Here is a 19,160-nt window from a genome sequence, read left to right on the forward strand (position 1 = left end):
CATCCGGGAGAATGACGATGAAACCTCTGATCACGGCGCTGCTGTTCGGCAGCGCGCTGACCTCGGTGGCGGCCCATGCGCAGCGGTTCGAGCGCACCGCTGACGGCGTCAAGGTCACCCCCGCCACCGGCCCCGGCCAGAGCGTCGAACTCACCGTCCACGGCGACGGGATCATCCATGTCGTAACGACGCCGAAGGGCGGCGGAACGGCTTCCCGCGCGCCGAGCCTGATGGTCGCGCAGCCACCCGTGGCGGGCGCGTTCAAAGTGACCGAAACCGCAGGGCAGGTGCGCATCACCACCGCAAGGGCGACCGCGGAAGTCGCGCTCGCGACCGGGCAGGTGCGTTTCCTCGACCCCACCGGCAAGCCGTTGCTCGAAGAGTCCGGTCCCGTCCGCTTCGCCGCGACCGAGGCGGACGGCAAGCCGTTCGTCTCGGTCTCGCAGCAGTTCAATCGCGGCACCGACGAGGCGCTCTATGGCCTCGGCCAGCACCAGAACACGCAGATGGATTACAACGGCGAGGACATCGATCTCGCGCAGCACAACATGGATATCGGCGTGCCCTTCGTCGTGTCGACGCGCGGCTACGGCCTGTTGTGGGACAACAATGCGATCACGCGCTTCGGCAACCCCGAGCCCTATGCCTTCGTCGGCGCGGGGATGAAGGTCAGCAGCGGGGGCAAGCCCGGCTGGCGCGCGGCGTATTTCCTCGATGGCAAGCCCGCGGTGACGCGGCAGGAAGCCACGATCAACTATCAGTACATCAAGGACCAGAAGGCCTGGCCCGAAGCTGCCAAGGCGCGCACCGTCGCGGCGACCGGCGGCCAGAACACCGCGGGCAATGCGGTGCAGAAGCAGACCGTGGTGTGGAGCGGCGACGTGCACCCGACCGTGACCGGCACGCACAAGTTCCGTCTTTATGGCTCGAGCTATTACAAGGTCTATGCCGACGGGAAGCTCGTGCTCGATCGCTGGCGCCAGAACTGGAACCCCTGGTACGCGAACGTCGACCTACCGATGACGGCGGGCAAGGCGGTCGCGATCCGCATCGAGTGGGAGCCGAACGCCGGGTACATGGCCTTCTTCCACAGCGATCCGCTCCCCGAGGCCGATCGCCATTCGCTGTGGTTCACCAGCGATGTCGGGCAAGCGAAGGACTATTGGTTCATCCCCGGCGGCAGCATCGACGGCGCGATCGCGGGCTATCGCCAGATTACCGGCAAGGCCGAGATGATGCCTAAATGGGCATACGGCTTCTGGCAGTCGCGCCAGCGCTACGAGACAGCGGACGCGCTGACCGGCGTCGTTGCGCGCTATCGCAAGATGAAGATCCCGCTCGACAATATCGTGCTCGACTGGCGTTATTGGCAGGATCCCGACTGGGGCAGCCATCGCTTCGACGCCACGCGCTTTCCCGATCCGGCGAAGATGCTCGCCGACGTCCACGCCGATCACGCCAATTTCATGATCTCGGTCTGGCCGAAATTCTACCCGACCACGGACACCTACAAGGAACTCGCGGCGGCGGGCGTGGTGTATCAGGGCAATCTGCGGCAGGGAAACAAGGACTGGGTCGGCCCGGGCTTCAAGAGCACGATCTACGATCCCTATGCCGCCGCAGGGCGCAAGATCTTCTGGAAGCAGATCGAGGGCCGGCTCGCCAGTATCGGCGTCGATGCGTGGTGGGCGGATGCGTCCGAGCCAGACATGCATTCAAACACCTCGATCCCTGAGCGGATCGACGCGATGGGGCCGACCGCGGCCGGACCCGCGGCGCAATATTTCAACAGCTATCCGCTGATGAACGCGCGCGCCTTCTTCGATGGCTGGACCGCGTACAAACCGGACGTGCGTCCGTTCCTGCTCACCCGCTCGGGGTTCGCCGGATTGCAGCGTTATGGTGCTGCGATCTGGTCGGGCGACGTGGCGAGCCGCTGGTACGATCTGCGCGCGCAGATCTCGGCGGGCGTCAACGCCTCGATGTCGGGTATCCCCAACTGGACGCACGACATCGGCGGCTTCGCGCTCGAGGATCGTTTCTCCAGCAAGACGCCGACCGCAGCCAATCTGGACGAATGGCGCGAGCTCAACCTCCGCTGGTTCCAGTTCGGCGCGTTCAGCCCGCTGTTCCGCAGCCACGGCGAATATCCGTATCGCGAAATCTACGAGATCAGCCCCGAAGGCTCACCGATGCGCGCGTCGATGCTCCGGTACGATGCGCTGCGCTATCGCCTGATGCCCTATATCTACACGGTCGGTGCCGACACCTATATGAAGGACGGCAGCATCATGCGCGCGCTCGCCGCGGGGTTCGCAGGTGACCGCGAGGTGCGCCGGATCGACGACGAATATCTCTTTGGCGATGCGTTCCTGGTCGCGCCGGTCACCGCGTACCAGGCGCGCACGCGGTCGGTCTATTTCCCCGCCGGAACGCGCTGGTACGATTTTGACACCGGCCGCGCCTATCAAGGCGGCGCGCGCGTCACGGTCGATGCGCCGTTCGAGCGGCTGCCGCTGTTCGTCCGCGCCGGTGCGATCGTGCCGACGGGGCCGGTCACGCAATATGTCGACGAGCATCGGGATGCGCCGCTGACGATTCTCGTCTACCCAGGCGCGGACGGCAGCTTCTCGCTGTACGAGGATGACGGCCGGTCCACCGCGTACAAGTCCGGCGCCTATTCCCGCATTCCGATCGCCTATGACGATCGGACGGGGACGGTCCGCTTCGGCAAGCGGGTGGGCGGTGGCTGGAACGGGATGCCCGCAACGCGCAAGCTGCGCGTGCAATGGATCGTCGCGGGCCAGCCTGCCCGCGACGGCGCGTACGATGCCGAGGTGACCTACACCGGCCAACCGGTCATGCTGGCGAAAAAGCGCGGTTGACTGCTCAGGACCAGCGGCGCGCTGTGCTACCGCGGACGGGTGCCGAACCGCCAGATCGTGGTCGAGCGGAAGACCTGACCGGGCCGCAGTAGCGTGCTCGGGAAGTCCGGGTGGTTCGGGCTGTCCGACAGGTGCTCCGTCTCAAGCGCGACCCCGTCGAACGCGTGCATCACGCGACCGCTCGGTCCCTTGTCCTGGCCGTCAATATAGCCACCCGAATAGACCGTGATCGACGGCTCGGTCGTCTCGATCGTCAGCGTTCGCCCGGAGGCAGGGTCGTCAAGCCGCGCTACCGGTGCCAGCGCGCCGAGCGGTTTGTCGAACAGCCAGGCGTGGTTGTAGCCATGCTCGCCCATCGGCGGCATCCGGCTGTCGATGCCGGGACCAAGCGCGTGCGGCGTTCGCAAATCGAGCGCGGTTCCGACGACGGAAGGGAACGCGCCGGTCGGGATACCGCCGCCGTCGGTCGCCACATAGCGCGTCGCGTTGACCTGCAACCGCTGCGCGCGGATCGACCCGTTGCCCTCTCCGGCAAGGTTGAAATAGGCGTGGTTGGTGAGGTTCAGCGCGGTGGGCTTCGAGGTCCGTGCTGTGTAATCGATCCGCAGCGCATTGCCCGCGATCAGCCGATAGGTGACGGCGATCTGTAATCGCCCAGGAAATCCCTGAAACCCGTCGGGACTGTCCAGCGTAAAGGTCACCGCGCGCGTGCTGCGGGCGCGCACCGTCCATTGCCGTGTGTCGAACTTGGCCGTGCCACCACCGTGAAGCGCGTTGGGTCCGTCGTCCGCCGCGAGCATCACCGGCTTGCCGTCGATCTCGAAGCGCGCGCCGCCGATCCGTCCGGCATAGCGGCCGATCGTCGCGCCGAAGGACACCTTCCCGTTCTTGGCGTGGAATTCGGCGGGCGTAGCAAAACCCAGCAGGATGTTCGCGCGCTGGCCGTTCCGGTCGGGCACCTCGATCTGCGTCACCGTCGCACCGAACGGAATCAGCCGAACGACCATGCCGGCGTCGTTGCGCAGGGTGATCACGGCATCGCTCGACCGGGCGCTGGCGGAAGACGCGAGGGATAGGGCGAGGATGACCAAGGTTTTGCGCATGTCTAGCTCCGTGATGCCACCGGTCCGCCTCGCGCGTCCCGCCGGAGGGCGTGCGATCCCGCGGGATGGACAGCGTCCTGCCACCCTTGGCGCCAAACGGCAATTCCAGCGGGCTGCACTGCAACGGAGGCAAGGGGAACGTGCCACCCGGCAAGCCGGCCGATAGCCTCCATGCTTGCGACCCTGTACATTACGGTAGATACCATTGTCGCAACGGGGCAGGATGTCGCCCCAGCGGGGAGCAAGGCCATCAGCACCATCATCTCGCGTGTTCCCCTTGCCTTCACGGCGATCGGCCTGATCGCGCTGGCGGGACCGGCGCCCGCTCCCTTGTTGGCGCAAGCCCGTGGAGCGACCGCGCCAGCCGCCTATGTCCCGGCGGAGGAGATCACGGCGCAGATCGAGCAGATGCGCCTGGCTTTGAAACCGGGGCAGACCTTTGCCTATCAGCCGATCGTTCGCGCAGGCAATGCCGATGCCGCCATCGAATATTGGCTCAAGCCCGGCAAGCCCGCGGTACATCCCGATCAGGCCGAATATGTGGTCGTCCTGGCCGGGAGTGGTACGCTGGTCTCCGGTGGGACGATGACCGATGCCGCCACGACGAATCCAACCCTGATCGAAGGCGGCCGGATCGTCGGCGGCACAACGCGAGCGTTGCGACCCGGCGACGTGTTCCTGATCGCTGCCGGGACGCCGCACTGGTTTGGCATTACCGGCCAGCGCCTCGTGCTGCTGGGAACCAAGATCCCGCAACACCGCGGATAGGAGCGTCACGGACTCGGCGACGCTTCGATGGAGCACAATGTGCTGGCCAGGCGGTAACTTCGCTAGCAGCGGCTTGCAGGGGATTGGGGAAGACCGTGGCAATTTGCCGCCCGATCATCGGGTCGATGGTCTGTCCCCCTCAAGCGCCGGTCGCCGACATCGCAATCGGCTCGGGCGACGCGCCGCGCCACGGGTTGGGGCGGCCGAAGCGATAGCCCTGAACAAAACGGCATCCCAGTTCGAGCAGGATATTCATCTGTGCCTCGTTCTCGACCCCCTCGGCGACGACGTCCTTGCCCAGGCCATGCGCCAGCCCAATGATCGCGCGCACAATTTCCTCGGCGCTGTCCGATGCGCGTTCGAGCGCCGCGATAAACGACCGATCGATCTTGATCGTATCGACCGGCACCTGCCGAAGATGGCTGAGCGAGGCATAGCCCGTACCGAAATCGTCGAGCGCGATGCGCACCCCCGCGTCGTGCAGCGCATGTAAGGTCCCGACAACGCCGTCCGCGGCCCGGCCCAGCATGACACCCTCGGTGACTTCGATGCACAGCGCATTCGGCGACACGCCGAAATGGGCCATCCGGGCGAGCACACGCTTCGCTGCGACCGGGCCCGATAGCTGCGCGGAGGTGAAATTGACGCTGAGACGCCGGATGTCCGCGCCATGGTCGCGCAGCAGCCGCAGCGCGATGTCGAGCACATGGTCCTGTACCCGCGGGCCGATCCGTTCCTCGACCAGGATATCGGCGAACTGGCTCGGGATCAAAAGGCCGTGCTTGGGATGCTGCCAGCGCAGGAGGCCTTCATAGCCGATCACGCTATCATCCCGCAGGTCGATGATCGGTTGGAGATACAGCAGAAACTCCTGCCGCTGCATGGCCACTTCGGCATCGCTGGCGAAGGTCGTACTGACTTCGAGCAACGTCCGCAGCATCGCGTCGTACCGGTGATGCAGACTGCGTCCGAGCCGCTTGGCCTGGTAAAGCGCCAGATCGGCGTTGCGGTACAGCAAATCGGGCTCGCGGCCGTCCCGAGGGCAGCGCGCCGATCCGATACTGAGCGACAGCGCGCGGCGTTCCTCGCCGTGACGCCACATCGCCCCCTGGATCAGCATCAGTTCGCCTTCGATCCGGGTACTCTGGTCTTCACCCTCCGCCGCAACGATCGCGAATTCGTCGCCGCCGAGCCGCACCGCGATCGCACCCCCCTTGGCAGCGACGGCGGCCAGCCGGGTGGCGATGTGGCACAACATCGCATCGCCTGCCGCATGGCCCAGCCGGTCGTTGACGTCCTTCAGATGATCAATGTCGATCAGGAACAGCGTGAAGGGCGTGTCGCGCCCGCTCGCAACGAAGCCCTGCAGCGTGTTCTGGAAGGCGGCTCGGTTGCCGAGCCCCGTCAACGGATCAGTCAGTGCGGCACTGCGCATCTTTTCCGCTTCGATCAGGCCCCATTCCCGGCTTTGACGGGCGAGTTCGAGTTCGTTGCACAGCGCGCGGAACCTGTCGGATGTTGCCAGCGACAGGATGATCGCTTCGAACGCCAACGCGGCGAACATCGCAATGTCGAGCGCATCGCCCTGGGGGAACAGGCCGAGGTTTCGTAAGACCCGCAACGCGAAGATCGCGATCACCGGCCCCCAGCCAATGACGTAGAACCACACCACGCGGCTGCCGCGCCGGATCGCATAGGCGATGCCCATGAACGCCATGATCGCGCTCGCCATCACGGCGAAGTTGAGCAGGCGGTCCATCAAAATGGCAGGGAACAATAGATCCTTGGTCGCGCCGAGCAGACCGACGACCAACCCGGTCCATGCAAGGCAGCGTCCGGCGAGTTGAAGCCAGCGTGGCAGCAGCCGATCCTCGACGAGCGACAGGAAGAACATGCCGCCCGCCGCGACGAGCGCGCCGACGAGGATATAGTCGATGCACACGACCAGCGGGCCGACCAGGCCGGGGAAAAGAACGCCGCCGACGTTCGACCACGCCAGACCGTAAACCAGCGCGATCGTGATCCATGCGAGATACCACCGCTGGAACGGAAACCGCCGACCGCGGTCGATCATGACGTTATACGCGAAAGCCGACAGCAAAGTACCTGAAAAGAGGCCCATAAGGATCAGCCAACGGTCGCGTGTACGGGCCGCTTCCATACTGGTCATGCCCGTGATCGAGCGAACCAGCGAAAGGTCGTCGACCTTGTCGAACCCAAGGTACATCCCGCGGATGGACGTTCCCGCATCGGCGATGGGGAACGTCAGGACGCCGCCGGGGGTGCCGATATCTGCCAGATCGGACCAGCTTCGGGTCGTGTGGCGAACGGTCCCATCCTGTGTGACCGTAATCAACATGACCCGGTCGAAGCGTGTCTGGTCCACCTGCAGACGCCAGCCACGCGGAAGGCTGCGCAATTGCTCGGGCGCGATGCGAAGCCATGTCCAGCGAATATTCCGGGGGCGTGGTGCTCGGCTGCAGGAAAAGGGAAGATCCGTCACCTGCCGGTCGGTCGGGATCGCGGCGGACGTCGCATAAGCGACGCAGGCGGTTCCGAGCAGCGGGACGATCGCCTGCGCCGTGCCGATGGATAGCGGAATGGCCAGCAATGTGGTCAGTATGCGGATAACCTTGCCGACCACCTCGCTCTCCATACGACCACCACAAGGACTGCTGCCATGTTGTTATGTGCGAAGGGTTAACGCGTCCGCACAGGCATACAGGCAGAACAAGCAGGCCGATGTGCAGCCGGGAGTTCTCGCTTGGTGACGATGGTCAACTCTCGCCCCGAAGACAAGCGTTGTTCTTCAAGGGGATGCCGGTCGGCCCACAGATGTGCCGACCAAAACACCACAAGATAGCGTTGTCAAAATCGCGTATCTTCGACGACCTAGCCGTAGCCGTGACGCCAAAAATCGCCCGTTTCCGCGAAAACTTTGGAAAACCCCGGTCGGTTTTCCCCGCTTGTTCCAACCGAACGTGGCGGATCAATCGGTTTTTGGGGAAAATACAAACAGCTCAGTGCGAATCGATGGTGAAGCGGCTGGATTGAACCAGTTGGTGTCCTGGATGTGGCTTGCCGTGACATAGAGTCGCCCGTCGGGACCTTCGGAGAACGTGTCTGGCCAGCGCAGGCGAGAGTCGTTCAATACCGGTTCGACCCGGTCGCCGACCAGCCGCGTAATCGCATTGTCGGCGGGCGAGGTCAGATACAGCGTACCCCGCTTGCTCATCCACAAACCGTCGGCGACGTGAGTCGTGGCCACCGTCCGCACCGCGGCGGCGCGTTCGCTTTCCGCTACGGCAGGGCGCAGCTTCCCAGTTGCAATGCTGTAGAGCGTCTTTCCAGTAAGCGCCTGGTAATACAGTGTTTCGCCGTCCAACGACAGCGCGATGCCGTCCGCCGAAAAAGCGGGTTGTCGGCCGTCCGGACGGACGAGTGGCTTGCCGTCCACCGTCACCGTCACGGTCTTGTCGACCTGCGTCGAGACATGACCGTCCAGTGCCCGATGACTTTGGCCCGTCTCGAGATCGACCACGATGATCGCGCCGCGCGTGCCGGAGTCGGTGATATATCCGGTTCGCCCGTCGGGCGAAAAACGGATGTCGTTGAGATAGGTCCCTTGCAGCGCAACATCGCCGGGCACCGGGATCACCTTACTGACGCGGTTGGTGGCAAGATCGATCCGCACCAGCTTCGGGGCGCCTTCCAGAATCTTCTCGTTGCCGGGTGCGCCCGGATCCAGGACCCAGAGATGACCCTGCCCGTCGGCGACGATCGACTGCACACAGACGAAATGATCCGAGACCGAAAGCTCGTTTGCCCGTTCGTTCCGCCAGCTGTTCCACTCCGCGTCGGGATAGGGACGGATCGAGCCGTCGGCCAGAACCTCCGCGACCGAGATCGGAGCATCGTCGGTCCAGCGCGGAAAGTTGACGAAGCGGCGCCCATCCGCCGTGATGGCGACGCCGGTGACCTGACGATCGAAACGCGCAACCAGCGACAGGCGGTTGGGGGCGTTACGAGCGCGCGCCGCGCCAAATGCGGTGGCGGCGACGGCCCCGGCGACCGCCAGACCCGCCATCCAAGGCTTGAGCTTTTCCATGGACATCATCCTTTCAGTATCGAAATGAAGGGTTTGCGGGTCGCCGTTGAAGAGCCGGACAAGAAGCCGCGCGACAATGGCCGGGGCTTCGCGCTGCGGGAAATGGCCGACGTTCGCCAATTGCACGAAACCGAACGGACCGGCGAATTTGCCCGGTACAGCGCTTGCCGCCGTTGGTGGGTTCACTCCATCGCGCGCGCCTTGAAAATACAGTGTCGGCAGCGACAGGGCCTTGGTTTCTCTCACTTTCTGTTCGAGCCAGGCACTGCGCGGATCCGGCGCCGCCTCGTCCCAGCGCGCGCGGTAACTGTGGAGCGTGACATCGACCCAGTCCGGATTGGCAAACGACCGCGCCACCCGGTTGAACGTGTCTTCGTCGAACCATCCCCGCGGCGCCCAATTGACCCAGTGCAGATGTGCGAACCCGCGGCGATCGTCGCGCACCGCCTGCGCACCGCGACCGGTCGCCATGAACCAGTGATACCACTGCCGCTGTGCCTGTTCGAACGGCGGGGTCGGCATACCCCCCAATCGCGGCGGGGTCGCCAGCATCGCCAGCCGCTCGACCCGATCGGGCCACCCGACGGCAAGGGCCTCCGCGGTGTTCGAGCCCCAATCGTGTCCGGCCACCATGAACCGATCGATCCCGAGCCCGTCCATCAGCGCAATAGCGTCCATTGCCAGGATCGCGCTGTTTCCCGTTCGGGGCGCATCGCCGCGGAACCGCGTCGCCCCGGACCCACGCAGCGACGGAACGATCGTTCGAAGCCCAGCTGCGTGCAGGGCGGGGCGCACGCCGTCCCAGGTGGAGGCGTCGTCCGGCCAGCCATGGATCAGCAAAACCGGCGTTCCGGTGGCGGGCCCATCGTCGCTGTAGGAGATGTCGAGGTCGTCGGTCGTCAGAATTGGCATATCACGGCTTCGCCCGTTGCGGAGCGCCAAACCAATCCGGCTCTCCTGGTTGAACCTACGACGCAACGGATCAGGTCAAGGACCCTCGTCCCGAGGCGGGCAGGCGACCATCGAACCCACCGCGGTTGGCAGCGTTCCCTGCAATCGGCTGTATTTCGCGGTGCAACCGACCAGGAATGATCCGGGCGCGGTGTCGCGCTATGGAAGGGAAGGCAGGGGCATGGGGTCGCGCAGGATCGTCCAGCCCGCCGGAAGATAGTCGAGTGCCATGTAGAAGTAGAAGGCGCAGGATCCGTCGCGTCGGTAACTCGCGCCTTTCACGATGCCCAGCGCGGTCGTTCCGGCGAAGACCGGCGCGCCGCTGTCGCCGCCCTTGCAGTTGGGTCCGGCAACCGCGACCCACGTCGGGAGACACGCGCCACCGCACAGATCGCCGGCGGGGGCAAAATCGGTGAGTTCGACCACGGCACAGCTATAACCTGTGCGTTCCCCGCGGTGGCATACGAAGTCGCCGGCGCGCGTGCTGGCGCGACTGCGCTGCCCCGTCACTGTCCGGACCCTTTGCTTGGCCGTATCCGCGAAGAAAGTGGGCGCCAGCGGTTCGGGGGACGCGTTGATCTGCACGTCGCGATAGCCCCAGCCCCATTGCGCGACGAACGGCAGTGGCTCCAGCACCCCGTAGCGGTTGCGATAGCTCAACTGATCGACGCAATGCGCGGCGGTGGTAATGGCGCTCCGCGTTCCGTCGGTGATGGCAAAGCCCGTCGTGCACAGATAGCGTCGGCCATCGCCCGGATCGACGCCCTCCACCCGGGCACCCCCTTCCACCGCGAGATTGACGTCGATATGGTCGAGCGCACGGACCTGTACGGGTACCCCGGCGATCGCCTCGATCCGCCGGCGAATCGTCTCGGCACCGTCCTGCGCGTCCCGGTTGCCGATGGTGATGACGAGTTCGCCCGTGCGGGGATCGAGCCCCATCCCGGGCGGCGTGCGCAGGGCGGCGCGGATAGCCGCCTGATGATAGGTCATCGCCCAGATCACACGGTCGCGCGTGACGCGCGCGCCGGTGCGGAACAGGATCGGCACGCTGAAGCTGCCGACGACGACCCGCTGCGCCGGAACCGGATCGGATCCGGTCAAATAGACGAGAATGCGATAGGACGGACGATGCTCGATCGCGACCCCGGCGAGCCGTGCGCGATACGTGGCGGCAATCGCATCCGTTGCGGCAACGCTGGCGTCTTGCGCCAGAAGGCGGTTCTGCGCTTCCTCGATCGAAACGGCGAACTGCCGCGCATATTCTCGTGCGTCTTCCAGCGACGCCATCGCCGCGGTCTCCCGCACGGGTTCGGGCGCAGCCGAAGGCGGCCGAGGCGCCGCCGTCGCAGGTAAAATCTGTACCACGGGTGGTGGCGTTGGAGGGGGAAGCACCTGCGCCGTGGCAGGCAGTCCCAAACAGCAGAGCAGGGCCCCGGCAAGCTGAACGATACGCACAAGCGGACCGTATCAGTTTTGCCGAGGCCGTGCGAGACGTCTCAGTGCGTCCAGGCGTCGAACGGGAGATCCAGCGCCTCGGCAACCGCCTGGTGGCGGATCTTGCCGTCGGATACGTTGAGTCCATTTGCCAGATGCGGGTCGGCCGCCATCGCCGCTTCCGCCCCGAGGCTCGCGAGCTTCAACACGAACGGAAGCGTTGCGTTGTTGAGGGCGAAGGCCGAGGTCCGCGCGACCGCGCCCGGCATGTTGGCGACGCAATAATGGATGACGCCGTCGACTTCGAAGACCGGGTCCTCATGCGTGGTCGCATGGCTGGTCTCGAAGCAGCCACCCTGGTCGATCGCGATGTCGACCAGCACGGACCCGCGCTTCATCGTCTTGAGCATGTCGCGCGTGACGAGCTTGGGCGCCGCCGCGCCCGGTACCAGCACGGCGCCGATCACCAGATGCGCGTTCTTCACGGCTGCGGCGATCGCTGCCTTGCTGGCGTAGGAGGTCTTGATCTGGCTGCCGAAGAACATGTCGAGCTCGGCGAGGCGCGCGTTCGAAATGTCGTAGATCGTGACGTCGGCGCGCATTCCGACGGCCATCTGTGCCGCATTGACGCCCGAGACGCCGCCACCGAGGATCGCGACGCGGGCAGGGGCCACACCGGGAACGCCGCCAAGCAAGACGCCGCGACCGCCCTGTTCCTTCTCGAGATAATGGGCGCCCACCTGGATCGACATGCGACCGGCAACTTCGCTCATCGGCTTGAGCAGCGGCAGCGAGCGGTCGTGCGCGGTGACCGTCTCATAGGCGATGCAGGTCGCACCGGATGTCATCAGGCCCTCGGCCTGGGGCTTGTCGGCAGCGAGGTGCAGATAGGTGAACAGCAAATGGCGACTCTCGAGCAGAGCGATCTCGCTGGCCTGCGGTTCCTTGACCTTCACGATCATGTCGCTTTGCGCGAACACGCTGGCGGCGTCCGGCAGGATCGTCGCGCCCGCTGCGACGTAGTCGGCGTCTTCGAAATCGATGCCGAGACCTGCCCCGGTCTGCACGCCGACCGAATGCCCGGCGGCAACGAGTTCGGCGACGGACGGGGGCGTAAGCCCGACGCGATATTCGTGGTTCTTGATTTCCTTGGGGACACCGACGCGCATTCAAACTCTCCGATCCAGTTTGCGGCAGCATACATCAGCGTGGCGCCAAAGTGCTTGCAAAGGCGCACCGTCCACCGGTTTTTACGGGATAGGATTGCGTTATTTGCCGTCGCCACGCAATGCAATCGCGCATGGACGATATCGACGGCAAGATCATCGCGCAGCTGGGCGCAGAGTCGGGGATCACGAGCGAGGCGTTGGGGGAACGGGTCGGTCTGTCGCCCTCCGCCGCGCACCGCCGGGTCAAGGCGCTGGAGCAGCAGGGGCTGATCCTCGGGTATCGCGCGCGGCTCTCGCCGGCAGCGCGGGGGAATCCGTCGACCGTGTTCGTCTCGGTGACGCTGACCGACCAGCGGCAGGCGACGATGATGCATTTCGAACAGGCGCTGGCCCGCACGGCGCAGGTCAGCGAAGCCCATTTGATGAGCGGGGAATCCGACTATCTGCTCAAGGTGCTGGTACGCGAGGACGACAGTTACGAACGGATTCACCGCGAAGTGTTGTCGGCCCTGCCGGGGGTTCATCGTCTCGTCACGCAGTTCACCATTCGTACATTGGCGAGCGAGGCGTGAGCGTGGCGTTGCGGGGGCTGGGGGCGCATGCTATTCGCTGCTCCGTCGAGGCACCGGTATCATGGGATCATCCTGACCCATCCGGTTGAATCGGTATGAAATTCAGCGCATTGTGAGCATTGTGGACGCATCCGCTACGGACCTGACGACGGCGGGCGACTCCGCCGCCATCGAACCTCAGCATCGCAAGAACGGGCTCGTTCGTCTTGCCGTCGGCGCGGTCGGCGTGGTGTTCGGCGATATCGGCACCAGCCCGATCTACGCCTTTCGCGAAACCTTTTCGGGACATCACAAGCTTGCGGTCGACGCGCTCCACATCATGGGCGTCGTCAGCCTGATCTTCTGGTCGATGATGATCGTGGTGACGTTCAAATACGTTACGATCCTCATGCGGGCCGACAACAAGGGCGAGGGGGGGAGCCTGGCGCTGCTGGCGCTGGTCAACGGCCGGACGACGACGCGGCGCTGGTCGCGCGGCATCGTGCTGCTGGGCGTGTTCGCCACCGCGCTGTTCTACGGCGACAGCATGATCACCCCGGCGGTGTCGGTCCTGTCCGCGGTCGAGGGGCTGAAGGTCGCTGCACCGGGGCTGGGCCAGTTCGTGTTGCCGATTGCCATGGCGATCGTGATTGGGTTGTTCTCCATCCAGCGGAGCGGGACCGCGCGGGTCAGCCTGTTCTTCGGGCCGGTGATGCTGGTGTACTTCACGGTGATCGCTGCGCTCGGACTGCTCAGTATCATGGAGACGCCGCAGATCCTGTGGGGGCTGTCGCCGCATTATGCATTTGAATTCTTCGCGCTCGATCCGGTGCGGGCGTTCCTCGCGCTCGGGTCGGTCGTGCTGGCGGTGACCGGCGCGGAAGCGCTATACTCGGACATGGGCCATTTCGGGCGCAATCCGATCCGCGTATCCTGGCTTTGCGTGGTGCTGCCGGCGCTGATGCTCAACTACATGGGACAGGGTGCCCTGCTGTCCCGCATCGGGATGCCCGCGCTCGAAAGCCCGTTCTACATGCTGGCGGGCGAGCACCTCCGGCTGCCGCTGGTGCTGCTGTCGATCGCGGCGGCGGTGATTGCGTCGCAGGCGGTCATCTCGGGCGCGTTCTCGGTCACGCATCAGGCGATCCAGCTGGGCTTCATTCCGCGCCTGCGCATCGAACACACCAGCGCTGCGACCGTGGGGCAGATCTATCTGCCGATGATCAACTGGATCCTCGGGACCATGGTGCTTCTGTTGCTGGTGTTCTTCCGCACCTCGTCGAACCTGACCTCGGCCTATGGCATCGCGGTCACGGGAGCGATGCTGATCGATACGTGCCTGTTGTCGATCGTACTGTTCCGGCTGTGGCGCTGGCCCGTCTATCTGGCCGTTCCGCTGCTGTGCGTGTTCTTCCTGGTCGACGGGGCGTATTTCACCGCGAATCTCACCAAGATCCCGTCGGGCGGATGGTTTCCGCTGCTGGTCGGCCTGTTGATCTTCGTCGTGCTGACGACCTGGTCGAAGGGGCGGCAGCTGATGATCGACCGGATGCGCGAATCAGCCATGCCGATCAAGGTGTTCATCCAGTCCGCCGCAACGTCTGCGACGCGCGTGCCGGGAACCGCGGTGTTCATGACGTCTTCGCCGGAAGGCGTGCCGCATGCGCTGCTGCATAATCTCAAGCACAACAAGGTGCTGCACGAGCGGATCATCCTGCTGACCGTCAAGATCGCCGACGAACCCTATATCCCCGAGGGCCAGCGCTGCTCGATCGACGACCTCGGGCTTGGCTTCCACCGGATGATCCTGCGGTACGGCTTTGTCGAGGAGCCGGACGTTCCGAACGCGCTCGCCAACGTCCATCGCTGCGGTGCCGAGTTCAGGATGATCGACACGAGCTTTTTCCTCGCGCGTCAAACGCTGCTGCCGTCGTCGCGGCCCGGGATGATGATCTGGCGCGAGAAGCTCTTCTCATGGATGCTGCGCAACGCCGAAAGCGCGATGGAGTTCTTCCGCCTGCCGACCAACCGCGTGGTCGAACTCGGCAGCCAGCTCGAGATTTGACCATGGAGCCCACCGGGGGTGCGCCGATCATCGTGACCGCGCTGTTTGCCGCTGCGGATACGCTGTTCTTCGACGACTTGCGTCGCACGCACTTCCCGCCCGAGCGCAACCAACTGGCCGCGCATCTGACGATGTTCCATCATTTGGCGCCCAGTCTGCACCGCGAGATCAAGCAGCGGCTGACGGCCGAAACGCGCGGCGTCCCGGCGCCTGACGCGCGGATCGCCGGATTGATGTCGCTGGGGCGTGGCGTGGCGTTCCGCATCGATTCGCCGGCGCTTGAAGAGATTCGTGCGGGGCTGGCGGATGCCTTCGCCACCGTGCTGACGCCGCAGGATCGCGCCGGCTGGCGCCCGCATGTCACCATCCAGAACAAGGTCGAGCCCGCCACGGCCAAGGCGTTGCTGCAGACGCTGGAGGGGGATTTCAGGCCGCGGACGGTACGGATCGCAGGGCTTGCGAGCTGGTGGTATCGCGGTGGACCATGGGAACCGCTGTCCCGGCACATTTTTGCGTGAAAAGGCGGTTGACCGCGCAACGGTCTCGCTCCTATAGCGCCCCCTCTTCGATACGGCTTGGCGGAGTAGCTCAGTTGGTTAGAGCACGGGAATCATAATCCTGGGGTCGGGGGTTCAAGTCCCTCCTCCGCTACCAAATCGGTAGTGCCGCCGTATCGAAATGGGCCGTGTCGAGGCGCAGCCTGCGTTATCACTTTTGGTCTCAACGTAGACACAGGGTGGTTTCGACGCCCGTCAGAGCGCTGCACTTCTGATTGGGTTGTGTGCACCAGCCTGTGCAGGACACTTGAGCAAGATCGCGCTAGGGTACATCAGCGTGCACCATGGCGAAGAAGCGCACCTATCTGACCGCGACCCTTCCGGACGGGTATAGCAAGACGATCGGACCGACCGCGGTCGCGTTCACGCATTACTGGCGAATCGTGGCCATTCTGGAGAGCGGGAAAACCGAAGTCTTCTGGGGCCACACCAAGTCCCTCGCCGACGCGCGGCGCAAGACCAAGGCAGCGGCCGAGGCGGCACGGATGCGTGGCTGGAAGGACTATGCGCTCGATATCGTCGAAGTCGTGCCGAGCGACGGTTGAACGCATCCCGGAGCCTGATCGCCGTAGCGGCGGCAGGCATGGCGCAACCCTTTGCGCGCCGAGACATTGGGCGATCGATGTTCCGGGCCGTCGTTGCCCGATCCAAGGAGAGTTCGAATGGAAATGCGTAAACTTGGCTCGCAAGGGCTGGAGGTCTCGGCGCTCGGGCTCGGGTGCATGGGCATGTCGGACTTTTACGGCAGCGGAGACGACGTCGAATCCGCCGCGACGATCCACCGGGCGATCGACCTCGGCGTCGATTTCCTGGACACGGCCGACATGTACGGGGTTGGCCGTAACGAGGAGCTCGTCGGCCGCGTCGTCCGGGAACGGGGCGAATGGATCAAGGTCGCCACGAAGTTCGGAAACGTTCGCGGCACGGATGGCAGTTTCCAGGGGATCAACGGACGCCCCGAGTATGTCCGGCAGGCATGCGACGCCAGCCTGAAGCGAAGCGGGCTGGACGTGTTCGACCTATATTATCAGCACCGCGTCGATCCGAACGTGCCGATCGAGGAGACGGTCGGTGCAATGGCCGATCTGGTCAAGGCCGGAAAGGTCAAATATCTCGGTCTGTCGGAAGCAGCACCGGAAACGATCCGCCGGGCCCATGCGGTGCATCCGATCACCGCGCTGCAGACCGAATACTCCTTGTGGAGCCGCGAACCCGAAGAAACGCTGCTACCGACGGTGCGCGAACTGGGCATCGGATTCGTGCCTTATTCGCCGCTAGGTCGCGGGTTCCTGACCGGACAGTTCAAGACCCCCGCCGACCTCCCCGAGGGGGATACGCGGCGCAACCATCCGCGGTTCCAGGGCGAGGCGTTCGCCAAGAACCTCGCACTGGCGGATGCGGTCGGTGAGATGGCCAGGGACAAGGGCTGTACGCCGGCTCAACTCGCGCTGGCATGGGTCCTGGCGCAAGGCACCGACATCGTCCCGATCCCGGGCACGAAGCGCCGGACCTATCTCGAGGACAATCTCGGGGCGCTCAACGTCGTGCTGAGCGCGGATGATCTGGCGCGGATCGATGCGATCCTTCCGCCGGGCGCCGCCACCGGTACGCGGTACGCCGCGCCGCAGATGGCAGCACTGAACCTGTGAGCGCTCTCTCGCAGGATAAACTCGCCGTCGTAACCGGTGGCGCGAGTGGGATTGGTCTGGCGGCGGCGACCGCATTTGCCGCCCTGGGGATGCGGGTGATCATCGTCGATCGCGCTGGTGCCGCCCTGGACGCCGCGTCGGCTTCGATTGGTAGTGGTGCGCTGGCGATGGCGGTCGACGTCGCAGACCGCGCCGCGATGGAAGGGCTCGCCGCCACGATTGCTGATCGGTACGGACCCGTTTCGGTCCTGATGAACAACGCGGGAGTCGGGGCAGGGGGCGACGTCCTGGCCGATCCGGCGGAATGGCATCTCGTGCTCGGCGTCAATCTGATGGGCGTGGTGCACGGCGTGCAGAGCTTCGTACCCGGCATGATCGCGAGCGAGGCGGCCGGGCTGGTGATCAACACCGGGTCCAAGCAGGGCATCACGCAACCACCCGGCAACACCGCGTACAATGTCAGCAAGGCGGGGGTGAAGGCGCTGACCGAAGGTCTGGCTCACACGCTTCGGCAGAAGACGGGTGACCGCGTCAGCGCGCACCTGCTGATCCCCGGGTTCACCTTTACCGGCATGACTGCGCGCGGCGCCGTCGAACAGCCGGCGGGCGCCTGGTCCGCCGACCAGGTCGTTGCCTTCATGCTCGCGGGGATTGCAGCGGGGGATTTCTATCTCCTGTGCCCCGACAACGAGACGACGCCCGAGCAGGATCGCAAACGGATCCTGTGGGCGGCCGGCGATCTGGCGGAAAATCGTCCGGCACTGTCGCGGTGGCATCCCGACTGGAAGGACCGCTTCGATCGCTACATGGCCGAATGACAACCGTCGCGAAAATGAACTTTCAGACGGGTGCGCCGTTGTTCGGCCACAGGGTTTAGTGACGAAGGACAAGATCATGAAGAAGATGATGATGGCGGTCATGATGGCTGCAGTAGCGCTCCCGGGCCCGGTTCTCGCAGCACAGGATCGCGACGGTTACCGCGATGGCTACCGGGACCGCGATTATCGTGATCGCTCGTATCGTGGTCGCGACTCGCGCCGGTATCAGGACTGCAAGCGCAGCAACGGCACGACCGGTACGATCGCAGGCGGCGCCGGTGGCGCGGTACTGGGCAACGTCCTCGGCGGTGGTACGCTCGGAACGGTGGCTGGCGGCGTCGGCGGCGCCTTGCTCGGTCGTCATCTCGACAAGAAGCATGACGAGTCGCAGAACCGCCGTAACGGCTGCTGATTCATACCCGACCGCGTCTGGCGGAACGGTTTGATAAACGTTTAAGCGCCCTGTCCCCGCGAGGGGACAGGGCGCTTTCGCATGTCGCGGAAACGACAGTTCGCGAACATCCGCATGACATCACGCGAAAAAATTCGACAGAGCGGCGAATTTGCGAGCCCCGTCAACGCCTCGTTTACGATATCCGACTAGACCGGCCGCATGACCTTCATGTCCGTGGCGGACGTGTTTGGGGGGAGACGACGGTGTCACTCGACGACAGAAATCTGATCGACTGGGTCGCGTTCACGCGCGCGCGGAATGAACTCGGTGCAGGGTTCGTCCGTATCCTCGGCTATTTCCGGGAGGACGGCGTAAAGTCGGTCGCCGCGATCGAGGCCGCCATGCGGGCCCAAAATGCCGCGGCGTTGATCATTCCCGCGCATACGTTGAAGGGCGAGGCGCGTCAGTTCGGTGCCGAGCCGCTCGGTGCGCTGGCCGAACGGATCGAGGTGGTGGCGCGCGATTGCGTCGAGGGTCACGATACGCCCGACGAAGCGATCTCGGAGGTCGCAGCCCTGCGTGGTCTGTTCGAGCGGACGCTGTCGATCCTCGAAGCCGAGGGCAACCCAGTGGTTCAACGCCGCCAGGGCTTCGGCCGTCGTATCGGGTGATCGCGAGCGGCCCACGCCACGTCCAATCCACCCT

Annotated in this window: 15 protein-coding genes and 1 tRNA gene; 11 read left to right on the forward strand and 5 right to left on the reverse strand. The window is 64.8% G+C overall.

Features of this window, described 5'->3' with window-relative positions; genetic code table 11:
- The first annotated feature begins 17 nt into the window (after positions 1 to 17).
- Positions 18 to 2,885, forward strand: coding sequence for a TIM-barrel domain-containing protein (locus L8G49_RS11430; protein WP_242185797.1), 2,868 nt, complete (start codon positions 18 to 20; stop codon positions 2,883 to 2,885).
- Between the two features lie 26 nt (positions 2,886 to 2,911).
- On the opposite strand, the gene L8G49_RS11435 is transcribed toward L8G49_RS11430, so the two are convergent.
- On the reverse strand, positions 2,912 to 3,988 hold the full coding sequence (locus L8G49_RS11435) for an aldose epimerase family protein (protein WP_242185798.1): 1,077 nt from the start codon (positions 3,986 to 3,988) through the stop codon (positions 2,912 to 2,914).
- Positions 3,989 to 4,159: 171 nt separating this feature from the next.
- On the opposite strand from L8G49_RS11435, the gene L8G49_RS11440 reads away from it, so the two are divergent.
- On the forward strand, positions 4,160 to 4,756 hold the full coding sequence (locus L8G49_RS11440) for a cupin domain-containing protein (protein ID WP_242185799.1): 597 nt from the start codon (positions 4,160 to 4,162) through the stop codon (positions 4,754 to 4,756).
- Between the two features lie 139 nt (positions 4,757 to 4,895).
- Here the strand turns inward: L8G49_RS11440 and L8G49_RS11445 are convergent, their stop codons facing one another.
- From L8G49_RS11445 to ald, 4 genes are all read right to left on the reverse strand, one after another.
- Complete coding sequence (locus L8G49_RS11445; protein WP_242185800.1) at positions 4,896 to 7,400, reverse strand: EAL domain-containing protein; 2,505 nt, start codon at positions 7,398 to 7,400, stop codon at positions 4,896 to 4,898.
- Positions 7,401 to 7,745: 345 nt separating this feature from the next.
- Positions 7,746 to 9,776: an L-dopachrome tautomerase-related protein gene (locus L8G49_RS11450; protein WP_242185801.1), complete on the reverse strand. Its 2,031-nt coding sequence runs from the start codon at positions 9,774 to 9,776 to the stop codon at positions 7,746 to 7,748.
- Between the two features lie 198 nt (positions 9,777 to 9,974).
- Positions 9,975 to 11,105, reverse strand: coding sequence for a S1 family peptidase (locus L8G49_RS11455; protein WP_242185802.1), 1,131 nt, complete (start codon positions 11,103 to 11,105; stop codon positions 9,975 to 9,977).
- Between the two features lie 209 nt (positions 11,106 to 11,314).
- Entirely contained in the window at positions 11,315 to 12,421 is a 1,107-nt protein-coding gene (gene ald, locus L8G49_RS11460) for an alanine dehydrogenase (protein WP_242185803.1), read from the reverse strand.
- Between the two features lie 131 nt (positions 12,422 to 12,552).
- Between ald and L8G49_RS11465 the strand changes: the two genes are divergently transcribed.
- From L8G49_RS11465 to L8G49_RS11505, 9 genes are all read left to right on the forward strand, one after another.
- On the forward strand, positions 12,553 to 12,993 hold the full coding sequence (locus tag L8G49_RS11465) for an Lrp/AsnC family transcriptional regulator (RefSeq protein ID WP_242185804.1): 441 nt from the start codon (positions 12,553 to 12,555) through the stop codon (positions 12,991 to 12,993).
- Positions 12,994 to 13,135: 142 nt separating this feature from the next.
- On the forward strand, positions 13,136 to 15,037 hold the full coding sequence (locus L8G49_RS11470; RefSeq protein WP_242186097.1) for a potassium transporter Kup: 1,902 nt from the start codon (positions 13,136 to 13,138) through the stop codon (positions 15,035 to 15,037).
- 2 nt (positions 15,038 to 15,039) lie between these two features.
- Complete coding sequence (locus L8G49_RS11475; RefSeq protein ID WP_242138830.1) at positions 15,040 to 15,555, forward strand: 2'-5' RNA ligase family protein; 516 nt, start codon at positions 15,040 to 15,042, stop codon at positions 15,553 to 15,555.
- Between the two features lie 59 nt (positions 15,556 to 15,614).
- Positions 15,615 to 15,691 (forward strand) — tRNA-Met (locus L8G49_RS11480).
- A gap of 187 nt (positions 15,692 to 15,878) precedes the next feature.
- Positions 15,879 to 16,139 carry a hypothetical protein gene (locus L8G49_RS11485; protein ID WP_242185806.1) on the forward strand — a complete coding sequence of 87 codons (261 nt, stop codon included), beginning with the start codon at positions 15,879 to 15,881 and terminating at the stop codon, positions 16,137 to 16,139.
- A gap of 117 nt (positions 16,140 to 16,256) precedes the next feature.
- Positions 16,257 to 17,243, forward strand: a complete 987-nt coding sequence (locus tag L8G49_RS11490) for an aldo/keto reductase (RefSeq protein WP_242185808.1) — start codon at positions 16,257 to 16,259, stop codon at positions 17,241 to 17,243.
- The gene (locus L8G49_RS11495; protein ID WP_242185809.1) at positions 17,240 to 18,061 is read left to right on the forward strand and encodes an SDR family NAD(P)-dependent oxidoreductase; all 822 of its coding nucleotides are present in this window, start codon (positions 17,240 to 17,242) and stop codon (positions 18,059 to 18,061) included. The genes L8G49_RS11490 and L8G49_RS11495 overlap by 4 nt, the downstream gene beginning before the upstream one ends.
- A 76-nt stretch (positions 18,062 to 18,137) precedes the next feature.
- On the forward strand, positions 18,138 to 18,473 hold the full coding sequence (locus L8G49_RS11500; RefSeq protein WP_242138834.1) for a hypothetical protein: 336 nt from the start codon (positions 18,138 to 18,140) through the stop codon (positions 18,471 to 18,473).
- 266 nt (positions 18,474 to 18,739) lie between these two features.
- Positions 18,740 to 19,126 carry an Hpt domain-containing protein gene (locus L8G49_RS11505; protein WP_242186099.1) on the forward strand — a complete coding sequence of 129 codons (387 nt, stop codon included), beginning with the start codon at positions 18,740 to 18,742 and terminating at the stop codon, positions 19,124 to 19,126.
- Positions 19,127 to 19,160: the final 34 nt, after the last annotated feature.

Source organism: Sphingomonas sp. CARO-RG-8B-R24-01, from assembly GCF_022662295.1.
Taxonomy (GTDB): domain Bacteria; phylum Pseudomonadota; class Alphaproteobacteria; order Sphingomonadales; family Sphingomonadaceae; genus Sphingomonas.